The following is a 21,022-nucleotide window of genomic DNA, read 5'->3' as shown; positions in this document are numbered from 1 at the left end:
TAGCGGTTTTTTTACGTCTGGGGGATGCAGTGGATAAAAAATTAACAGAGCGACAGATTAAGCAAGCAGCGCAGGAAAATGGTATCGAGTATGCAGCGCTTCGATCAGCAATCGAAGTTGAGTGCAAAGGTAGCGGATTTGATAGCAATGACAATCCAGTGATTTTATTTGAGCCGCATATCTTATGGCGTGAGCTTGGCAAAGTTAGATACTTTACCAAGCGCGAGCAGTTACATGACTTGTTCCCTGATATTTGCTGTGAAACTTGGGATCGCTCACTGTACAACGTGCGGCCACAACATCAAAAGCTGTATGTAGCATCAGTATTGCATTGGAATGCTGCTCACAGCTCTTGCAGTTGGGGTATAGGCCAAGTTATGGGCTTTAACTGGCAGTCATTAGGTTATAAATCACTACGAGAATTTATCGATGCAATGCACGAAAGCGAAGCTAAGCAGTTAGATGCTATGATTCGCTTTATTAAAGTGAATGGCTTGCTTGATGAGTTACAGCGTAAAGATTGGGCAGGGTTTGCGAAAAAGTACAATGGATCCAGTTATAAAGTGAATAAGTACGATGAGAAGCTGGCCGCTGCTTATAAAAAGTTCAAACGAACTTAAAATTCTTGCTACTATAAGCAAATGGCAACCAAACTAATCAAACTCAAAGAATCAGCGCAGCGCATTGATGAATCACTCGATGCGCTATTTAAGTTAATATCACGTTGCTTTATGACAGTTATGACTGTATATACAAGCGTCTTATTGATCTCTCTTATGTTGATGCTTTTGAGTATTGCAGTCTATGCGATTTATTTATTAGTAGTTTGATAATCAGCAACTAATACCAAATCCCTTTAGCAGCTGCCACAATAATAGTAGTAATGCTTTAATCTTTGGCCGCAATCAGGACAGCGATTGTGATTAATAAACATCTATATTTCCTTTTTTAATTTGTCTAAATAATCAGCCCAAGCTTGCATCATTACTCTACGATCATCAAGCCACTTGACACGATTGTAAGCCCTGCCGTTGCTGTCAAAAACTTTATGAGCTAGCTGCATCTCAATCATGCGATAGTCGTATTTCAGCGTTTCTTCAAGCAGTGTTCGAGCAATAGCTCTAAACCCTTGGCTGGTCTGCTCACTGCCATCAAACCCCATTCTTTTTAATGCTTGGTTAAGTGTATTTTCCGACAAAACACCACTTGCTGAGGTCTTAGACGGAAAGACATACTCGTCTTGTGCATATTCTCGCATCTCATTCAAGACTTGTAGAGACTGCTTAGATAAAGGCGACACCATGTCTATTCCGGTTGATTTTTTAGTTTTAGATGGCGTATAAGTCCATAGTCCTTTTTCTAAATCAATATCACGCCATCTCAAGTGTCTAACTTCGCCCGGCCGCGCGAATGTCAGTATTGCAAACCTTAAGGCCCTACGTGTTGCAAAGTATCCGCTGTAACCATCTATAGCTATCAATAGTTCTGACAGTCTTTTCTCGTCTAAAATGGCAGGAGCGTGCTTGACTTCGCCGGTTCCAAAAACACCTCGCAAGTGCAAAGCAGGATTTTCTGTAGCTCGACCAGTCGCAATAGCATGAGTCATAACCTGACTTATTTTAGTTCGCATCTTTTGCAGCTTAGTATAATGTCCTGCGGCTTCAACTGGCTTTAGTGCCTTCATACAATCCATGACAGTAATTTCTGAAACGGGCTTATTTCCAATTACTGCTATTATTTCGTCTATAGCAGTTGTAGTTTTTTTTAGCGTCGTATCTGCATAATTCATAGTTTTCACCCACTCCAAATACACAGATTTAAAATCATTAGCTATTTTAAGCCTTTGTTCTTTCTCTGCCTGCTCTTTAGCTGACTTTGGATCAACATTATTCTCTAGCAATTTTTTAAACTCGTCTTTTTTGCTGCGAGCTTCTGCAAGCGAGATAGACGGATAACGCCCTATTTTTATGCTATCGGGAATACCCGTAAATGGTCTCTTGTATGCAAAAAACCATGTCTTGTTGCCCGTGCTGTAGACATTAAGCTGCAATCCGTCGCCATCATATAGACGATAGAGTTTGTCACGTGGCTTTGCTTTTGATACTTCTGTGTTAGTAAGGGGTTTAGTTTGTCGTGCCATAACAGTAATCTTAAACAGTAAAAAGGTTGAGGTTGACAGTAAAATACATCTTTACTGTCAAGTTTACTGTTAAAAACTTGAGATTGCTATAGACACTATGAGACAGCATGAGACATAAAAAAGCCCCAAAGTTAGTAACAATGGGGCTTAGAATACAACATGAGACTGATTGAAACAATATATTGGTACCAGTGGTCGGACTCGAACCGACACGCTTTTAAGGGCAACGGATTTTGAATCCGTCGTGTCTACCAATTCCACCACACTGGCATGTAGGGTTAGCAATACTAAATATTGAAAGTGCTGCTATGTAGGGTGCGTATTATAGCAACTTATCACATCTCGTCAAGCGTTTTTAGCTGAATTTTCGCAAGACACTGCAATATTATTAGACCTTGAATAATCATTAGACTTTCAATAAAAGGATAACAACCCTACTGAGTCAGAGGTAGCAAGTATCGCATCAGTCAACTATGCGATTTTATTTTCGCCCACTTTGACGCACAGCGTCTTGCCAACTCGTGAAGAGTAGGTCGGCTTAAGGATATCACTGACGAACACCCACTCAGACGTGCAATCGCTCGGCGTAGCAGTGACCACCATATAGCCGCGCTCACTACTGTTGGTATATTTAAGCGTGCCGCCCTGCACTAGGGTAGGCAGTACTGCTGCAAACTGCTCAGGTGGGATGTCAGCCAGATACTCCTCAAATCCTGGAGAGGTCACCGAACTGGTGGCAAACTCCACACCGACGGCATCACCACTTTGGTCCTGAAGGTCATTGGCCCAAGCATTGTGCGTATCGCCAGCCAATACCACAAGATTGGCATTCGCCGCTTTGGCGAGACCAAATACATTCTCACGCGCTACCGCGTAGCCATCCCACGCGTCAAGATTATAGGGAATAGAAGGCTGCGCTAGGATTGATTTCTCTGTGTCAGTGAGCATATCTGGCGCTTGCTGCTGCTTAGCCATCAGCGTCATATAAGTAGCGACATCGACTCCAGTCGCAGGGTTACTAAAGTTAAGTAGGATAGGCGAGGGGATCCACATCTTACCCATCAATATCTGCTGACCTAAGACTTGCCATGTCGCGGTAGAGTTTTGTAATTGCATCGCCAGCCAGTTCTGCTGGTTTAAGCCCAGTAGTTGACGGTCACGGTTGCTTAAGTCCACAAAAAAATCTATTCCATTAAAGCCGTCGGTAGTCACGTAGTTGGCATAGTCGAGCTGCTTTTCGCGCCCGATAATACGGGTATCAAGCATATGCAGGCTTAGTAGATTGCCAAAGTCAAAGCTACGCGTGACATTATTAAGGAGGGTATTTCGAGTGGGCAGCCACTCGTGATAGGCAGTCATGGCAGCGAGTTTACGCGCTTCCCAGTCGCCCTCATCTTGTTGATGGTTTTCCGCCCCTTTCATATAGGCATCATTGGTAAACTCGTGATCGTCCCAGACAGCGATCATAGGGTGATTGGCATGTAAGTCTTGCAGGTCAGTATCACTGCGGTATTGTGCGTAGCGGCGGCGATAGTCACCAATCTTAGTAATCTCTTCAGCAGGGTCAACCTCACGCCCTAATGCAGCGGCATTGGCTGAGGCGTAGGCGACCTTCTCTTCAGACAAGCCCTTATCAGCAGTGACCAATACGCTGCGACCATACTCATATATATAGTCACCAAGATGGATGCAGACATCGATATCACTGCGTTTTGCTGCATCGGCGTAAGCATGAAAATAGCCTGCCGGATAGTTGGCGCAGCTAAAGACCGCAAGCTTGACCTGCTCAACATTATCGGCTGGTAAGGTCTTGGTCTTACCAATGCGGCTTTTAACGCCATTGGACTCGAATTGATAATAATATTGGCGATTGGGCGAGAGTTGGTCGGCATCTACTTTGAGCGTAAAGTCGTTTGCCGCCTTAGCAGTGGCCTCGCCTTGATTGACAATATCAGTCATGGCTTCGTCATTGGCTATAACCCATTGAACTTTGGGATTAGGTTGATTGGCTGTAGGCAGCACTCTAGTCCAAAGAATGATGCGATCCTGTAGTGGGTCACCACTGGCCACACCATGAGTAAAAGTGACGGTATCTTGGTGATTAGCGTTATCAAGCTGCCACTTGGTGTTGTCATCACCGCAGGCTGCTAGACCGAGAGCGGCAGCACTTGCACCAAGGCCATGAATAAATCTACGGCGAGTAAATGCAGGCTGGGTGTGATTCTGCTCAGAAGTATTTTTTATAAGGTTGTGTAAAGGGGGGCTGGTTTGATCATTATGATCTACTGGCTGAGTCATAGTAGCGGTCCTAAAAAGAGAGGCTTATGTCACTAAAACCACAAAAGCTAGTGGCGATGCACTAGCAATTGAAGTGGTAAGGATGATGATCATCGAGTCGTTAGATACGCATAGTCTCAAATTAGCATGACAGCTTTATTAAAGAGGCTCTCTTAGAGTAGTAAAGGGCTGATAGGGCTGCTTACTGATGAAGATTGTTGCCAATTTATTAATGAGCTTCTTTCTCAGTTAGACAGCTTTATGGATTTTCTGGCTTTGCCATAGCGCGCCACAGCATATCGAACAGCACATCAAAGTCTTTATTGATGGGCTTTTGGGTCTGACGAATGATATGCATGAGTCCGAGCCTGCTAATGAACCCCATAAAGATATCAAACAAAATATACAGCGGCACTTGATCATTCAATACCCCACGCCGTTGACCATCCACTAATACATTCAAAAATGCATTTAGCAACTCCTTATTCTCATAGATAGCAATATTGCGATAGCGCGAGACCGGCACTGCCGTTGATAGCACCATGACCGCGTGAGGATGAGAGTCCACAAAATCGAAGCAAACCCACAAGGTTTTGCGTAAACGCTCTTTGACGCTGTCTATCCCTTGTAGATGATCCATCATCCGTGCGGCCAGCCGCCCAAGCACACGATCCAAAATCGTATAGATTAGTGTTTGTTTGTCTCTGAAGTATTTGTACAAGGTTTGTAGTGACACATTCGCCGTCCCTGCAATTTGTTTCATCGTTACCTCATTGGCGTCACGACCGGCAAACAGCTGGATAACGGCCTTCTCAATTTTATCTAAAGTAGACGTCCGCATACTCGATAGCGGCGGCAAGACTGGCAAGTCATCTTGGGAGCGGGTGCTATTAAGCTCATAATTTTTGTCGTCTTGTAGATGGTTTTTTGCGTCATGATTGTGCACGTGTTTTGTACTCCTAATAAGGGCTGACTGGGAATTACTGGCTATAAATCAATCATTATTCACCGGTTAACACCTAAAATAATTAGTGAAATATTTAACGGTAATATAGATTACCATTACGGAATGAGTATTGCGAATGAGTATTTAATTTCCTATTATAAGTTCGTTGAAATCAAACATTATTAGGATATATTGCACTTTGTCGATTCGGTAACTGCCGTTACCATTTAAAGAAATGTATATTATCTTAATTAACATTACCAGTATTTTTCTCTAAATGGACTGTTAACCTGCTAAGGATAGATAACATGAGTATTGAACACTTCACCCCTAAATGGATGACCGAAGAGCACCAGATGGTGCATGATAGCGCTCTTAAAATGTTCCAATCTTGGGAAGTAAACGATGAAAAATGGCGCGACAATGGCGTGCTTGATCGTGCTGCTTGGGAAGAAGCAGGCGAAAACGGTTTTCTATGTGCGTCAATGCCAGAAGAGTACGGCGGCGGCGGTGGTGATTTTGGTCATGAAGCGGCGTTAATTTATGCGCAAGCAGAAGCCAATCAAGCCGGATTTGGTGGTTTGATTCACTCAGGTATTGTCGCCCCATATATCCTAAATCATGGTACTGAAGAGCAGAAAAAAGAATGGCTACCGAAAATGGCCTCTGGTGAATACATTGGTGCTATTGCCATGACAGAGCCAGGTACTGGATCAGATCTGCAAAATATCCAAACGTATGCGGTTAAAGATGGCGATGACTACATCATTAATGGCTCAAAAACCTTTATTACCAATGGTCAGTTAGGCAATCTGGTGATCGTCGCTTGTAAGACTGACCGTGAAAAAGGCGCGCAAGGCGTCTCACTTATCGTCGTAGAAACTGATAAGACAGAAGGTTTTGGCCGTGGTCGTAATCTGAAAAAGATTGGCCTTGCGGCTCAGGATACCTCAGAGCTGCACTTTACCAATATGCGTGTACCACAAAAGAACTTGTTGGGTAGTGTTGAGGGCATGGGTTTTATGCAATTGATGCAAGAGCTACCACGTGAGCGCTTAATTATTGCGCTAACTGGTGTTGGTGCGATGCAGCTGGGCATTAATCTGACCCTTGACTATGTCAAAGAGCGTGAAGCCTTTGGTAAGCCAATCTGGAAGTTCCAAAACACGCGCTTTAAGATGGCTGAATGTTATGCTGACTATCTAGCTTGCCGTAGTATGTGTGATGCTGCGGTTGAAGCAATGCTAGAAAACAAGCTTTCGGTACCACATGCCTCGCTTATCAAATACTATGTCACGCAAAAACAATGTGATGTGATGGATGAGTGTGTCCAGCTGTTTGGTGGCTACGGTTATATGCTCGAATACCCAATTGCCCGCTTGTACGCTGATGCTAGAGTTCAGAAGATCTATGGCGGTACCAATGAGATTATGAAAGAGCTTGCTTCGCGCTTTATGTAATCAACAGCTACTGTGCCAGTAACCGATATTCTGTACCTATACAGCCGCAAGTAATGTCTTACCCTATATTAGTTAAGGAGATAGTGCGCTCCTTAACCCCTCATTATTAATCAAATACAAAAAGGGATTTTTTATGACTGAAACAGCTTATATCTATGACGCCGTCCGCACCCCACGTGGTAAAGGAAAGAAAGACGGCTCCCTGCATCAAGTGACGCCGATTTGGCTCGTCCGTGGTCTATTAAAAGAGATACAACAACGCCATAACCTCGATACCAGTATTGTCGATGATTTGGTACTAGGCTGCGTAACGCCAGTGGGCGAGCAAGGCTCTGATATCGCCCGCGTTGCAGTTCTTGATGCCGGCTGGGATGAGAGCGTCGCTGGTGTTACTTTATCGCGCTTTTGTGCTTCTGGTCTGGAATCAATTAACCTTGCAGCCAGTAAAGTGATGTCTGGTATGGAAGATATGGTTGCTGCTGGAGGTGTTGAGTCAATGAGCCGTGTGCCTATGGGTTCTGATGGTGGGGCTTGGTACATGGACCCTCGTGTCAATAGTGTGACTGACTTCGTGCCTCAAGGCGTGGGCGCAGACACCTTAGCCACCCTAGAAGGCTTTACCCGTCAAGATGTCGATGAATTCGCTACTGAATCGCATCGCCGCGCTGCTGCTGCTTGGGAAAAAGGCTATTACGGTGATTCAGTTGTACCTGTAACAGATATCAATGGCATGATGATATTGGACAAAGACGAAACCATCCGTCCTGATACCACTGCCGAGACGTTAGCTGGCCTTAATCCCTCGTTTGTCATGCCAGGAAAGATGGGCTTTGACAGCGTTATTCTAGACAAGTACACCACTATCGAAAACGTCAATCACATTCACCATGCCGGTAACTCTTCAGGTATCGTAGATGGCGCTGCGCTTTGTTTGGTCGGTAGTGCTGCTGCGGGTAAAAAAGCCAACCTGAAGCCTCGCGCTAAGATTACTATGGCAGCGGTTACTGGTTCTGAGCCAACGATTATGTTGACCGGTCCTACGCCAGCAGTACAAAAAGCACTCGATAAAGCAGGGATGAAGGCATCTGACATCGATCTTTGGGAGATTAACGAAGCCTTTGCCGCTGTCCCTTTGAAAACTGCCAAGGATTTTGGCGTTTCATTGGATATTGTCAATGTCAATGGCGGTGCTATTGCTATGGGTCACCCCCTTGGTGCTACTGGCGCTATGTTGATGGCGACATTACTTGACGAATTAGAGCGCCGTGACCTAAAAACGGGCCTAATCACACTTTGTGTTGGTGCCGGTATGGGAATTGCGACCATCATCGAACGCGTTTAAGCAAACGGCATAAAACAGTTATCAGTTTAGCGTGGAACTAACAGAATATAAAAGGGATATAGGATGACTACAGATAGCGTAAACACCATTAATGCATTGGCAAATTTTTCAGCCGAACGCGACGATGCCGGTATCATCACCGTAACTATCGATCAAGCGGACCGTAAGATGAACGTCATTGGTGATGGCTTCACGGAGTCTTTTGCGGCTTTGACCGACAGTTTTGTCGCTGATGAGTCTGCAAAAGGTCTTATCTTGACCTCAGGCAAAGAGACTTTCATCGTCGGCGCTGATATCGACCAATTGGGTCAAATAGAAACAGCGCAACAAGTTTATGACTTGGCCGAAGACCTAAAGCGCAGCCTGCGTAAACTAGAAACCTCTGGTAAACCAGTCGTGGCAGCCATTACAGGTACTACACTTGGTGGCGGCCTAGAAGTTGCTCTAGCCTGTCATTACCGTATTGCGATTGACTCACCTAAGACCAAAATAGGACTTCCAGAGGTTAAGTTAGGGCTATTACCAGGCGGCGGTGGTACTCAGCGTCTGCCACGTTTGGTCGGTATTCAGAAAGCTTTAGAACTTATGACACAAGGTAAAGAGCTGCGCCCTAGCCCCGCCAAAGACATCGGTCTAATCAATGAGATCGCTAGCGATAAAGCCGACATGTTGGCTAAAGCGAAAGCTTGGATTGCAGCCAATCCAAAAGTCCAGCAGCCTTGGGATGTGAAAGGCTTCAAAGTTCCAGGTGGCGATCCGAAACACCCGAAAGTTGCGCAAGTATTTTCTATCGCTCCAGCGATGGCGAACCAGAAGTCGCATGGCAACTATCCGGCTATCGAGCACATCATGTCCTGTGTGTTTGAAGGCTGTATGGTCGATATCGATACGGGTCTTGAGGTTGAATCTCGCTACTTTGTCGCTTGTGTGTTATCGCCAGAATCACGCAATATGATTAACACCTTGTGGACACAACTTAATAGCATTAAAAAAGGCCAGTCGCGCCCTGAAGGCTTTGATAAGTATCAGACCAAAAAGGTGGCGGTCCTTGGCGCTGGCATGATGGGAGCAGGCATTGCCTATGTCACTGCTAAAGCCGGTATGGATGTGGTACTGCTAGACCGTGATATCGAGTCTGCAGAGAAAGGCAAAGACTACTCAGCTAAAATTCTAGACAAAGCTATTGGTCGTGGCCGCTCGACCAAAGAGAAAAAAGAAGCCCTACTTGGCAAAATCAAAACGACGGTGTCGTATGATGATTTAGAAGGCTGTGACTTGGTTATTGAAGCGGTATTTGAGAATCGTGAAATTAAAGCCAAATGTACCGAGCAGTCGGAAGCTGTTATTCCAGAAAGCGCCGTATATGCCTCTAACACTTCGACCTTGCCAATCACAAGCTTAGCTACTGCCAGTAAGCGTCCAAACCAATTCATCGGTCTGCATTTCTTCTCGCCAGTAGACAAGATGCCATTGGTAGAGATCATCATGGGTGAAGAGACCGATGACGAGACCCTAGCCAAAGCCTTTGACTACGTACTACAGATTAACAAGACACCAATAGTCGTCAATGACAGCCGTGGTTTCTACACGTCTCGGGTCTTCGCCACTTATGTGACTGAAGGTATTGCGATGTTAGGCGAAGGGGTGCACCCACGCTCAATCGAAGTAGCCGGTATGAAGGCGGGCATGCCAATGCCACCATTAGCGCTACAAGATGAAGTCTCTCTAGATTTGGTCATGCATATCACGGAACAAACCAAAAAAGATCTAGCGGCTGAAGGCATCGATATGTCAGACCATCCCTCCATGAGTGTGCTCAATGTCGTGGGCCGTGAGCATGAGCGCCTAGGCAAAAAAGTCGGTAAAGGCTTTTATGACTACCCAGAAAATGGCGAAAAGCACTTATGGCCTGAATTGATCAATCTGTTCCCACCTAAAGACGAGCAGCCGTCGCAACAAGACCTTATCGATCGCATGATGTTCATCCAAGCGAACGAATCAGCTAAGTGCTATCAAGAAAACGTCGTTCGTTCGGTAGCAGATACTAACGTCGGCTCTATCTTTGGTTGGGGTTTTGCGCCGCAACACGGTGGTACTTTGCAGTTCATCAACGAGATGGGTGCTAAGAAGTTCGTTGAGCGTAGCCGCGAGCTGGCTGAGCAGTATGGTGAGCGGTTCGCCCCTGCCCAAATCGTAGTAGACATGGCCGAAAAAGGCGAGGAGTTTGTCGATGCCTAATTCAGCCAACGCCACACTAGATCAGATGGCTGATTGTCTAGAAGGGTTACAAGTCGTTGATTTGTCTCGTAACCTGCCAGGGCCTTTTGCGACGCGTTTGCTGGCCGACTTAGGCGCAGATATCGTCAAGATTGAACCTGAGAATGGTGATCCTGCCCGGGCTTTGGGCGGCCTTTTTGACGCTTTGAACCATGGCAAAACGACTGTGAAAGTGAACTTTCGTGACGCTGCCGGTATTCAGACGATTAAAGACCATCTAAAAGATGCCGACGTGATGCTAGACAGCTTCCGTCCCAGTGTCTTGAAAGGCATGGGCCTTGATGCTAAGACGCTTCACGCTCTTAATCCTAAGTTGGTTATCGTATCTATCTTAGGTTATGGCGCAGCAGCTAGTACGGATGCTGGTGTGGATATAAACCACGACTGGGCAGACAAAGCTGGCCACGACATCAACTTTATGGCGATGAGTGGCGTGCTCGATCAGCTGAAGACGGCTAAGGGCGAGCAAGCCATGCCCAATATTCAATTTGCTGACTTGGCAGGCGGTAGTGATACCGCAGTGATAGCGCTACTAGCAGCCGTGATTGCCGCGCAGCGAACGGGCAAAGGTCGTCATATCGCTATCAGTATGACGCACAGTTTGTACAATCATATGGTGATGCCAAAGGCAACTGGAACGCTGGTTAAAAGCTTTTCAGGGTCTAACCCGCCGCCGCAGTATGACTTCTTAGGTGGATTGCTGCCTTGCTACCGTCTGTATAAAACCTCAGACGATCGCTATATGGCAGTGGGTTCGCTTGAGCTAAAGTTTTGGCAAGGGCTTTGCGACGTACTCGAATTGCCTGAGCTGAAAAATAAGCACTGGCAATTGGGCGTGATGCCGAATATGCCAGATAGCAAAGAGGCGGCGAAACAGGTGAAAGACACCTTTGCGAGTAAGCCACTTGAGTTTTGGCAACAGGCTTTTGCCAGTGCTGACGTTTGTGTGACCCCGGTGCTGACTTTAGAGGAGGCCAAAGCGCATCCACTATTTGCCCATCAGGACAGTCATTTAGCCACATCAGGTTGGCAGGTGGTCTCCACTGTTGATTAACCATTAATGTTAAAAGTAGCCTACTTATCAATCGAGTAGGCTATTTCGTTAAGACAGTCAGACAATTGGCTTATATATTGGCATGATAAGTTACTGTCATAAAGCGGCTTAAAGCAGGTTTGGTGACACTCTAAAATGTTAAGAGAGTGTTTTATTCAAGCCACTTGATTGAGAATAAGTTGTAGAGTGGCTGTCTTAAGCCTATCAACTGTGCAAATTTTAGAGATTATCATGAACCACAATCAGGTGGCTATGATCAAGCGCTGTGGGAATGACTAAAGATAAGTATTATAAAGTAGGATGATAATAGAGTTTTCTGACTAGCAGGCGCGAAAATTTTGTAAGCGGTATATCGTGGAAACAATATTGGCTATGGTGTTAAAGGTATTCCCTTTGCCAAGTTAGCCGACTTAGTAAGGATGATAGGGAAGTAGTCACCAGTATTATCGGGTATTTGTTAGGGCAAAGGATGATTAACTAACGAATATAGCCTGATAATCTTAATTAATTATTAAACATGGATTGTAAAGTTATGGAAGCTAGGTTCTGGACTAAGAGTTATCCCAAAGGTATCAATAGTGATGTCGATAATAATCAGTATAACTCGCTAACGCACTTTTTCGACGAGACGTTTGCTACTTTTGCCAAAAATGAATTTAGTACCAATATGGGGGTGACTTACTCCTATAGTCAGATGGACGACATGGCGCGCAATATCAGCGCTTGGCTTCAAAGTCTAGATTTACCCCCACGATCTAAAGTTGCTTTAATGATGCCCAACGTCAATCAATATTTACCGATCTTGATTGGGGTGCTTCGAGCAGGTCATGTATTGACTTCAGTAAATCCTTTATACACTGCCCGGGAGCTTAAGTTCCAATTGGCAGATTCTGATGCCAAAGTGATTTTCATTCTAGAGCCATTTTGTGAGACGCTAGAGAAGGTCGTGGATGACTCCAGCGTTGAACATGTCGTCATCAGTAAAATTGGTGACATGCTAGGCAGTACCAAAGGCAAGATAGTCAACTTCGCGGCAAAATACGTCAAAAAAGCAGTGCCAAGCTATACCCTAAAGTCGACCTCGCACCATACCGTTCAGAATCTCAAAACCGTCGCAGCAAAGGGTAAAAAACTGCCTTATTCTCGCCCTGTGCAAGACCTTGATGATGTTGTATTTTTACAATATACCGGTGGGACGACTGGCGTAGCCAAAGGTATCTTAATCACCCATCGAAATATTATCAGTGCGGCAATGCAGTTCGATGCTTGGTTTGCCCCAATGTATGACGAGCTGGCTGAAGACACTGTTATTAATGCCATTGTTGCCTTACCGCTGTATCATATTTTTGCTTTTATCGTTACTATCCTAGGCATGCGCCGAGGGTATCACTTTACCTTGGTTACCAATCCCCGTGATATCGATGGTTTTGTCAAAACCCTCGCTGAGCGCTCATTCCACATCTTCCCAGGGGTAAACACCCTATTTCAAGCCCTGCTAAATCATCCTGACTTCAAGTCGGTGGATTTCTCTCAATTGAAGATTTCTATGGCAGGTGGGATGGCGGCCACGCCAGCAACTGCTGCTAAATGGCGTGAGGTAACAGGCTGCACGATGCTTGAGGGTTGGGGCATGTCGGAGACTCTTGGCTGCGGAACGGCCAGCCCGCTCACCAGTACCGAGTTCAGTGGCAATATCGGTCTGCCGCTACCCGGCGTTGATATCAGTATTCGTGACGATGACGGTAAGCCTCTCGGGATTAATGAAGAAGGTGAGCTGTGTATCAAAGGGTCTAACGTCATCAGTGGCTATCACAACCTAGATAACTCTAAGTTCTTTACCGAAGATGGCTTCCTAAAAACAGGCGACGTGGCAGCAATTGATGAGCAAGGTTTTGTCAAGCTCTTTGACCGCAAAAAAGACATGCTAATTATCAGCGGCTTTAACGTCTACCCTAATGAGGTAGAAGGGGTGTTAAGTATGCATCCTAAAGTGAATGAATGCGCGGTGGTCGGTCTTGAGGATGTGGAAAAAGGTCAATCGATTAAGGCTTTTGTCGTTAAGTCTGATGACAGCTTGACAGAAAAAGAGCTGATGCAGCACTGTAAAGAAAACCTCACGGGGTATAAACGCCCTAGAGTTATCGAGTTTATCGGGGAGCTGCCAAAGTCAACAGTTGGCAAAATACTGCGAAATGAGTTGCGTGAAAAAAAGCCCGTTAATGCGTAAGCTATTTTCAATATTAAGTAAATGACTAAGTTAACGATCAGTAAAGTAGTTAATTAATATTGGATGAGATTTGTGTCTTCGAGGTGGGTATTTATGGAAGTGCCGCCTTATACAAGTTTTGAATTAACTTTAGCAAAGGAAGGCTAAATATGAAGAAATTTTGGACAGACAGCTATCCAGAAGGTGTGCGTGCCGATGTGACTTGTGATCGTAAAACACTCCCAGAGTTCTTTGATAATACATTTGCCAAATATGCGCAGCAAGAATTCAGCACCAATATGGGGGTGACCTATACCTATGATCAAATCGATAATATCTCACGTAATATTGCCGCTTGGATTCAGAGTTTAGGGCTACCCCAAGGCGCCACTATCGGTCTTATGATGCCTAATGTTAATCAATACATGCCTATCGTCATCGGTATCATGCGGGCAGGGATGGTGCTTACTTCTATCAATCCTCTATATACGCCCCGTGAGCTTAAGCATCAACTGACAGACTCAGAAGCCAAGGCAATTTTCATCTTAGAGCCATTTTGCGAAACTCTCGAAAAATTAATCGATGAGACGGACATTAAGCATGTCGTCATCAGTAAGATTGGCGATATGCTAGGAACAGCAAAAGGCACTATCGTAAACTTGGCGGCCAAGCATATTAAAAAAGCTGTCCCAAGTCATGGTCTAAAGTCTAATGCAGACTACAAGGTAATTGGCTTTAAAGCGGTGATTAAGCAAGGTAAGTCACGGTCTTATTCGCGGCCCGTCGTCAAGCCTGATGATCTGGCTATTTTGCAATATACTGGTGGAACTACGGGGGTTGCCAAAGGCATCTTGGTCACGCAGTACAATGTGGTCATCGCTACCGCACAGTTTGAAGAGTGGTTTAAACCAATTTATAAGAAAATCCCTAAAGACACTCAAGTCAATAGTATTATTGCGCTACCTCTATATCATATCTACGCTTTTATCATTCTATTACTCGGTGTTCGCATGGGTCAGCATCTGACGTTAGTGACCAACCCGCGTGATACCGATGATTTTGTGAAAACCCTAGCCTCAAGACCTTTTCATATTTTTCCAGCAGTTAATACCTTGTATCAAGCACTGCTTGCTAACCCTAAGTTTAAAGAGTTGGATTTCTCCCATCTTAAGTTATCGCTTGCCGGTGGTATGGCAGCAACGCCTGCTACTGCGCAGAACTGGATAGAGACGACGGGCCTTCCGATTATTGAAGGTTGGGGTATGTCAGAAGGGTTAGGTGTGGGCACAGCTAATCCACTGGATAATACCGAATATAACGGCAATATTGGCTTGCCGCTGCCCGGTGTCGATATCGATATTCGTGATGACGATGAAAATATTCTAGGTATTGGCGAAGTTGGTGAGATGTGTATTAAAGGTGAGAACGTTATTCAGGGCTACCATAAGCTCGATAACGAACGTTTCTTTACCAAAGACGGCTATCTCAAGACTGGAGATGTGGCTTCAATGAATGAGGCAGGTTATATCCAGATATATGACCGCAAAAAAGACATGATTATTGTCAGTGGCTTTAACGTATTTCCTAATGAAGTCGAAAACGTCATTGAGATGCATCCTAAGGTCGCTGAGTGCTCTGTCGTCGGTGTCGATGATGAAATGCAGGGTCAATCGGTCAAAGCTTACGTCGTCAAGTCGGACAATAGTGTCACTGAGCAAGATATTATTGACTTCTGCAAAGAGAATTTGACAGGCTATAAACGTCCACGTCAGATTGAATTTATTGATGAACTACCTAAATCTACTGTTGGTAAGATTCTACGTCACGAGCTAAGAAAAGCGGCAGCGGGTGAGTCGGCTTAGTAAAGGTATAATAGAGCTAAGTTAATAGCGCTGAATGACTCAGCGATGGCTCATCAGAATTTGATGAGCTATTGCTTGTTTAACGGGCTTTACTTATACAGGCGTTATTTATAAACATACAGCTGATATGGCAAAGGCCTATATTAATGACTGGCAAATATCTTGCACCATGTATGATAGCGCGATGCCAGTGACGAGATTATTGTACACGGGTTGGCCTCGTAGGTAGCTAACCTGACGGATACAAAATCCGTCACCCTTGGATCTTTGCAGCTATGGCTGTCAATGTTTTCTAATTAGTAATAGCAGTGGCTTTCGTAAACGGGTAGGGCAGTGACTGACGGCTAACGTATGCGGCATTTAGTATATAAAGTAAAAAGCTCACAACCGATTGGTTATGAGCTTTTTTATGATTGATTTTAGTAAGATAGTGTCTATATCGGGGCTGCTTAATTAACCAACAAACGCACGCTCTACTAAATAATCTGCAGGCACGCCCATTCGCGGCGACACAGTCAGACCGTAACTGTCCAGTATCTCAGAGATATCGGCATTAAATGGCATACTGCCACAGATCATTACTCGATCATCGTCTTTGTTCATCGGTGGAAGACCAATATCTTCATACAGCTTGCCAGACTTCATAAGGTCGGTAATGCGTCCGGTATTGCGGAACGCTTCACGTGTCACCGTAGGGTAGTAGATAAACTTCTCACGGAACCACTCACCGAATAGCTCATCGTTAGGCAGAGTCTCTTCAAACATCTCGCGGTAAGCTAAGTCTTCAACGCGGCGCACACCATGACACAAGATAATCTTGTCAAACTTCTCATAGACTTCAGGGTCACGCGATAGAGATAAAAACGGCGCAAGCCCAGTGCCAGTCGATAGCATATACAAGTGCTTACCAGGTAATAAGTCATCAAGGACCAGCGTACCTGTGGGTTTTTTACTGACCAACAGCTCTTCGCCCACCTTAATATGCTGTAAGCGCGAGGTCAATGGGCCGTCTTGAACCTTAATAGAAAAGAACTCTAGATGGTCTTCGTAATTAGGGCTAGCGATAGAATAGGCGCGCATTAGCGGCTTACCATCGACCATAATCCCAATCATTGCAAACTCACCATTACGAAAACGCAGCCCAGCGTCGCGAGTCGTCTTAATTGTAAATAGCGAATCATTCCAGTGGTGAACATGTGTCACCGTCTCAGTGTGAAATTTTGACATACAACCCTCAGTCTAAATGACAGCGTAAACCAGGCTTCGCTGCCTTAATATGATACTAATGAAAATGCTTCTCAACGCTTAATGCGTCATATCATAGCAAATTTATGGTCATCATAACGTCAAACCACGTAAAAATGACTCAAATGTCCATGATAAAACGGAATAACTCTCCTTACAAATGCTATAACGCGATAGTCATAAGCGTTCACATTGGGTGAAAATGATAGAGTCATTAGCATTGATGCTGATAAGTTTGGCAGCTTAACTCAAAAATAGTAGCTAGGCTCGTCAAACTTAAAGTCCAGCCGAGTAGAGGTTTGCCTTAAGTCTGTGGCTTCAATAGTGGTTACAGCGATAGGCAGCGTCTTAAATGAGCACGCTTTCAGCGCCGCAATATAATGGTGCTTATACCATCTTCACCGCTAACAATAGCCGTCGTCCGATGTATCACCCCTTGAATGGAGGAGCTAGCCACACTCGCTTTAGAAATGGGGGAGATGTGATATCCATAAGCGTAATGGGCAAAATTGATATAAGTACGGATAATCATAACGCCCTCTTACTTACCTGATGCGTTGAAACTCCGATCAGTATAGTAGGGGTAGGTGGCAGCTATTCGCCGCCGTTGCAGTATTGACATAATATTAATGAATTAGTCTAAAAGCGTTAAAACATGACAGAAACATAGAGGGTTAAAAAGTAGGTCATTTGGCTGATACAGCGATAAAGAATACTTTTTAAAGCTTCTTATTATCTATAACTCCTTATCTATGGCTTCGTTCTCTCCCAATCTTTCATTCAGCTTTAATATGAGTTGATGCATCGCTTTAATCTCAGCGACTTCAAGACCTTCGGCAAGCTTATTAAACCAAGGGATTTGCCGAGCGATAGCCGCATCATAAGCTTGTTCTCCCTTCGAGGTTAGCACGACCAGCCGCGCACGGGCATGGTGCGGATTGGGCTGGAAGGTAACCAGATCCTCTTTTACTAAGTCATTAACGATTCTCTGAATATTTTGTCTATTCGCACCCATATTTCTGGCAAGTCTTGCGACTGGCTGAGGGCTATCTGATGCCACAATATGACCTAGTACCTGCCAGCGCGAGCTAGTCAAACCAAGATCAGATACCAGTCTATCTCCAGCTGTCAGGATACTGCTATTGAGTTTAAATAGGTCCAACATGACATTCGTCAATGCTAATCCTGTTGGCGTTGGTTTGCTTGTCATTGATTACCACCATACCTCTTATTTTTCATTATCAGGCCTCAATCAGTATTGATTGGCCGTTTCCATTGCTACCTTAGCTACCTTAGTCGCTAAGCAGTATTTGTTCAAGCCGCTTTCCAGATACTGGTTACTATTGACAGTCTTAGCCTACTTTCAGCAAAAGAGTGGAACAAACTACGAAATACGCTTTAGGCAGGGTTTATCATTGTATTTATTTTACACCAATGTTTGACATCATGATGACAATTTGTAATGATGAAAACAAATAAATTAATGTTTACATAATGCCTCAATCAACTAATCGCCCACTATTCAACTGCTATCATCTAAGGAAAATTCTATGAAAATCAGTACACTTCACGCGCTAGCAGGGACATTGGCGATGCTTTTAATCGCTACATTTTGGCTAGCAACCATAACCTCAGAGTTATTTATGACGACCGCCGCCGTTGTCGACGTTAAGCATTATATTGCGATATATGGTTTGGTAACCTTAGTGATACTTATGGGATTGACCGGAGGATCTGGTTTTATTGCTAGTAAGAATAGACAAGGGCGCTTGATTAACCATAAAAAAAGTCGGATGCGCATCATTGCTGTGAATGGCCTAATTATTATGGTGCCATCAGCGATATTTCTGAATGTTAAAGCAGCAGCGGGCGAGTTCGATATTTGGTTCTATGGGGTGCAACTATTAGAATTGGCGGTGGGGCTGGTGCAGTTAATACTAATGAGTAGCAACTTCCGCGCTGGTCTCCAGCTCTCAAGCAGGCGTCGAACGAATACTGTGTCTAGTAAAATATAGCGATAGTAGTAAGAGAAGGGTTAGCGTTGGCTTGGTTTTGACACCTGTGTTTGCTGCAGTTTCAGTATCTAAATTTTATAAAGATTCTAGATTATGTAAAATTTGTTTGATGAGCGCGTACTAATTCATCTAATACTAAGCAAAGAAGAACCGCCCAATATGATTGAACGGTCAATTAACTATCGGTGAATAAGTTTAGAAAAAATCGCTCTAGAATCGATAATGATTGCCCTGAATTTTTTCAAGCTCTGATGAGTCCACTCGAGTCAGATGATTGTTCTGTGGTAAGCAGACCCACAGGTCATCATCGGTTTTTGCAGGATCGAATGCCACCTTTTTTAGGTTGGTTTTTTGATACTTAAAAGTACCGGTGGTCTCGATGCTTTTGAGCAAGCGGATAAATATGGGCACAGCATAGTTGGGCAAGTGACTGTTTAACTCTGCCAAAAAGGACTTGCGAAAAGCCTCGTCAAATTCTACGCCCTCACCTAAAGTAATCGCTGCCATACCTGCTCGGCCGTTAGTGCCTGCAATCTCCACCCCGTAGACAATCGCCTCACTTATTCCCTCGCAATCAGCGATGATGCTCTCTACTTCAGTGGTGGAGACATTTTCGCCTTTCCAGCGAAAGGTATCACCCACCCGGTCGACAAACTGAGAGTGCTTAAAGCCGATATTGCGCATGATATCACCGGTATTAAAATAAGAGTCGCCTTTGACAAACACATCATGAAAGATTTTATCTTCCGTTTTATCCGGGTCAGTGTAGCCATCAAAAGGGGCTTTTTCGGTGATTTTGCCCAATAGCAACCCTTCTTCACCAAGACTGACCTCTTTCATGAAGCCATCTTTACCGCGAATAGGGGACTCAGCCTCTTGATCATAGGCGACAATCTTATAGGGTAGCGGGCAGAGTCCGACGGTATTATCAAAGTTTAAAATATTAGAGAAGCCGATGTTACCTTCACTCGAGCCATAAATCTCCAATACTTCCTCAATGCCGAAACGATCTTTGAATGACTTCCAGATGCTGGGCCGAAGACCATTACCAATGACTTTGGTTACTTGATTGTCTTTTTCGTGATCTCCATACGGTGTCTCTATCAGGTAGCGGCATAGCTCACCGACATAGCCAAAGCTGGTAGCATTAAACTTTTTGATATCGTGCCAAAAGTTCCTGGCAGAGAACTTGCGCTGAAGAGCCATAGCACTGCCACCTGCTACCACACAGCTCCAACAGACTACCATCGCCGTCGCATGATAAAGAGGCAAGGTAATGTATAGGGTATCTTTTTGATTGAGGTTAAAGGAGTGGCCAAACAGACCATAGGATTTCATCCAGCGACCATGGTTGAAGATGACAGCTTTTGGAAGCCCTGTCGTCCCTGAGGTGTAGACGTAAAAAAGTCCGTCTTTTAGATAGATATCTTTGCTGGTGGCCGGACATACTTTGGACTGCTCATGGATAAGCGGTGCAAGAGAATACATACCCTCCGGCACTTGGTTCTTATCGATCTTATTATTATAGGTATCAGTATCGTCCCACCAAGCGTATTTATCGGCAGGAACATCAAGCTTGTCTCTTACCTTTTGAAATGCCTCAGCCAATTCAGCGCCGATAATGAGTAGCTTTGGCTGCACTAGATTGACGCTATGAATCAAAACTTTGCCTACTTGGGAGGTATTGAGCAGAGCGACAATCGTTCCTGTTTTCGCTGCTGCTAGGGCAGCACATAACAACTCCGGACGATTTTCTAATGCGACGGCAAACACATCACCTTTGCTAAGATTTTGACTTAAGAGGTAATTGGCCAGCTGATTTGACCAGTCATCGAGCTGTTTATAGGTGAGTTGCTTATCTTGGTACTTGACGGCCACTGCATTGGGATGTGCTTTTACCGCTTTAGCAAAAGTAAATCCCAGTCCGGTATGCACATCATTACTTTTATCAATAGCGTAGCGAAGTCCTTTGACAAGCTTGGGCAGCTTTCTTATGAATTTGGGTAATCTGCCTAGCATTTGTGGCATGGTGATGAGGTCAGGGTGACGCATGGGCATAAGATATCCTTATCTTAGTGAGGTTAAGTCGTGTAGTCAGTTAAAAGGACTAGGATCTGATTAGCACTCAAAAATAGGTGTTATCAGTACCTTAGCCGATGCTAAACCTAAACAGCGCCTTTCAACGTTTGTGAGACCAT

At 44.6% G+C, this 21,022-nt stretch carries 15 protein-coding genes and 1 tRNA gene; 8 read left to right on the top strand and 8 right to left on the bottom strand.

The window, feature by feature from the left end; all coding sequences use genetic code 11:
- Positions 1–29: 29 nt before the first annotated feature.
- Positions 30–620: an N-acetylmuramidase family protein gene (locus tag EGV92_RS01055; protein ID WP_131667360.1), complete on the top strand. Its 591-nt coding sequence runs from the start codon at positions 30–32 to the stop codon at positions 618–620.
- 314 nt (positions 621–934) lie between these two features.
- Here EGV92_RS01055 and EGV92_RS01050 read toward each other — a convergent pair whose 3' ends face one another.
- The 4 genes from EGV92_RS01050 to EGV92_RS01035 all read right to left on the bottom strand — a co-directional run bounded on the left by EGV92_RS01050 (position 935) and on the right by EGV92_RS01035 (position 5,285).
- Complete coding sequence (locus EGV92_RS01050) at positions 935–2,140, bottom strand: tyrosine-type recombinase/integrase (protein ID WP_131667359.1); 1,206 nt, start codon at positions 2,138–2,140, stop codon at positions 935–937.
- A 183-nt stretch (positions 2,141–2,323) separates the two neighbouring features.
- Positions 2,324–2,410, bottom strand: a tRNA-Leu gene (locus tag EGV92_RS01045).
- 201 nt (positions 2,411–2,611) lie between these two features.
- Complete coding sequence (locus tag EGV92_RS01040; protein ID WP_131667358.1) at positions 2,612–4,438, bottom strand: alkaline phosphatase D family protein; 1,827 nt, start codon at positions 4,436–4,438, stop codon at positions 2,612–2,614.
- Positions 4,439–4,676: 238 nt separating this feature from the next.
- On the bottom strand, positions 4,677–5,285 hold the full coding sequence (locus tag EGV92_RS01035; RefSeq protein ID WP_278248246.1) for a TetR/AcrR family transcriptional regulator: 609 nt from the start codon (positions 5,283–5,285) through the stop codon (positions 4,677–4,679).
- 386 nt (positions 5,286–5,671) lie between these two features.
- On the opposite strand from EGV92_RS01035, the gene EGV92_RS01030 reads away from it, so the two are divergent.
- The 6 genes from EGV92_RS01030 to EGV92_RS01005 all read left to right on the top strand — a co-directional run bounded on the left by EGV92_RS01030 (position 5,672) and on the right by EGV92_RS01005 (position 15,564).
- Positions 5,672–6,823, top strand: coding sequence for an acyl-CoA dehydrogenase family protein (locus tag EGV92_RS01030; RefSeq protein WP_131667357.1), 1,152 nt, complete (start codon positions 5,672–5,674; stop codon positions 6,821–6,823).
- A gap of 133 nt (positions 6,824–6,956) precedes the next feature.
- On the top strand, positions 6,957–8,165 hold the full coding sequence (locus EGV92_RS01025; RefSeq protein WP_131667356.1) for an acetyl-CoA C-acetyltransferase: 1,209 nt from the start codon (positions 6,957–6,959) through the stop codon (positions 8,163–8,165).
- A 63-nt stretch (positions 8,166–8,228) separates the two neighbouring features.
- Complete coding sequence (locus EGV92_RS01020) at positions 8,229–10,403, top strand: 3-hydroxyacyl-CoA dehydrogenase NAD-binding domain-containing protein (protein WP_131667355.1); 2,175 nt, start codon at positions 8,229–8,231, stop codon at positions 10,401–10,403.
- Positions 10,396–11,496: a CaiB/BaiF CoA transferase family protein gene (locus EGV92_RS01015; RefSeq protein WP_207401715.1), complete on the top strand. Its 1,101-nt coding sequence runs from the start codon at positions 10,396–10,398 to the stop codon at positions 11,494–11,496. Before EGV92_RS01020 ends, EGV92_RS01015 begins: the two co-directional genes overlap by 8 nt.
- Before the next feature lie 532 nt (positions 11,497–12,028).
- Positions 12,029–13,723, top strand: a complete 1,695-nt coding sequence (locus tag EGV92_RS01010) for an AMP-binding protein (protein WP_131667354.1) — start codon at positions 12,029–12,031, stop codon at positions 13,721–13,723.
- A gap of 149 nt (positions 13,724–13,872) precedes the next feature.
- Positions 13,873–15,564 (top strand): AMP-binding protein, encoded by a 1,692-nt coding sequence (locus tag EGV92_RS01005; protein WP_131667353.1) that lies wholly within the window; start codon positions 13,873–13,875, stop codon positions 15,562–15,564.
- 453 nt (positions 15,565–16,017) lie between these two features.
- Here the strand turns inward: EGV92_RS01005 and EGV92_RS01000 are convergent, their stop codons facing one another.
- From EGV92_RS01000 to EGV92_RS00995, 3 genes are all read right to left on the bottom strand, one after another.
- Positions 16,018–16,791: a ferredoxin--NADP reductase gene (locus tag EGV92_RS01000; protein WP_131667352.1), complete on the bottom strand. Its 774-nt coding sequence runs from the start codon at positions 16,789–16,791 to the stop codon at positions 16,018–16,020.
- 382 nt (positions 16,792–17,173) lie between these two features.
- Positions 17,174–17,341: a hypothetical protein gene (locus EGV92_RS13820; protein WP_165525530.1), complete on the bottom strand. Its 168-nt coding sequence runs from the start codon at positions 17,339–17,341 to the stop codon at positions 17,174–17,176.
- 204 nt (positions 17,342–17,545) lie between these two features.
- A complete protein-coding gene (locus EGV92_RS00995) occupies positions 17,546–18,019 on the bottom strand; it encodes a MarR family winged helix-turn-helix transcriptional regulator (protein ID WP_131667351.1) in 474 nt (157 codons plus the stop codon).
- Between the two features lie 340 nt (positions 18,020–18,359).
- On the opposite strand from EGV92_RS00995, the gene EGV92_RS00990 reads away from it, so the two are divergent.
- Complete coding sequence (locus tag EGV92_RS00990; protein ID WP_131667350.1) at positions 18,360–18,824, top strand: hypothetical protein; 465 nt, start codon at positions 18,360–18,362, stop codon at positions 18,822–18,824.
- Positions 18,825–19,034: 210 nt separating this feature from the next.
- On the opposite strand, the gene EGV92_RS00985 is transcribed toward EGV92_RS00990, so the two are convergent.
- Positions 19,035–20,882 carry a long-chain-acyl-CoA synthetase gene (locus EGV92_RS00985; RefSeq protein WP_131667349.1) on the bottom strand — a complete coding sequence of 616 codons (1,848 nt, stop codon included), beginning with the start codon at positions 20,880–20,882 and terminating at the stop codon, positions 19,035–19,037.
- Positions 20,883–21,022: the final 140 nt, after the last annotated feature.

The sequence above is a fragment of the Psychrobacter pygoscelis genome, from assembly GCF_004335015.1.
In the GTDB taxonomy this organism is placed as follows: Bacteria; Pseudomonadota; Gammaproteobacteria; order Pseudomonadales; family Moraxellaceae; genus Psychrobacter; species Psychrobacter pygoscelis.
Note: the sequence above shows the minus strand (reverse complement) of the source record. Positions and strands in the feature narration are given on the sequence as shown.

Excerpts from the sequence above, each read along its gene's own strand:
- EGV92_RS01010 (WP_131667354.1), top strand. The coding sequence starts at position 12,029 with ATGGAAGCTAGGTTCTGGACTAAGAGTTATCCCAAAGGTATCAATAGT.
- EGV92_RS01000 (WP_131667352.1), bottom strand. The coding sequence starts at position 16,791 with ATGTCAAAATTTCACACTGAGACGGTGACACATGTTCACCACTGGAAT.
- EGV92_RS00990 (WP_131667350.1), top strand. The coding sequence starts at position 18,360 with ATGAAAATCAGTACACTTCACGCGCTAGCAGGGACATTGGCGATGCTT.
- EGV92_RS01015 (WP_207401715.1), top strand. The coding sequence starts at position 10,396 with ATGCCTAATTCAGCCAACGCCACACTAGATCAGATGGCTGATTGTCTA.
- EGV92_RS00985 (WP_131667349.1), bottom strand. The coding sequence starts at position 20,882 with ATGCCCATGCGTCACCCTGACCTCATCACCATGCCACAAATGCTAGGC.
- EGV92_RS01020 (WP_131667355.1), top strand. The coding sequence starts at position 8,229 with ATGACTACAGATAGCGTAAACACCATTAATGCATTGGCAAATTTTTCA.
- EGV92_RS01030 (WP_131667357.1), top strand. The coding sequence starts at position 5,672 with ATGAGTATTGAACACTTCACCCCTAAATGGATGACCGAAGAGCACCAG.
- EGV92_RS01040 (WP_131667358.1), bottom strand. The coding sequence starts at position 4,438 with ATGACTCAGCCAGTAGATCATAATGATCAAACCAGCCCCCCTTTACAC.
- EGV92_RS13820 (WP_165525530.1), bottom strand. The coding sequence starts at position 17,341 with ATGATTATCCGTACTTATATCAATTTTGCCCATTACGCTTATGGATAT.
- EGV92_RS01025 (WP_131667356.1), top strand. The coding sequence starts at position 6,957 with ATGACTGAAACAGCTTATATCTATGACGCCGTCCGCACCCCACGTGGT.
- EGV92_RS00995 (WP_131667351.1), bottom strand. The coding sequence starts at position 18,019 with ATGACAAGCAAACCAACGCCAACAGGATTAGCATTGACGAATGTCATG.
- EGV92_RS01050 (WP_131667359.1), bottom strand. The coding sequence starts at position 2,140 with ATGGCACGACAAACTAAACCCCTTACTAACACAGAAGTATCAAAAGCA.
- EGV92_RS01005 (WP_131667353.1), top strand. The coding sequence starts at position 13,873 with ATGAAGAAATTTTGGACAGACAGCTATCCAGAAGGTGTGCGTGCCGAT.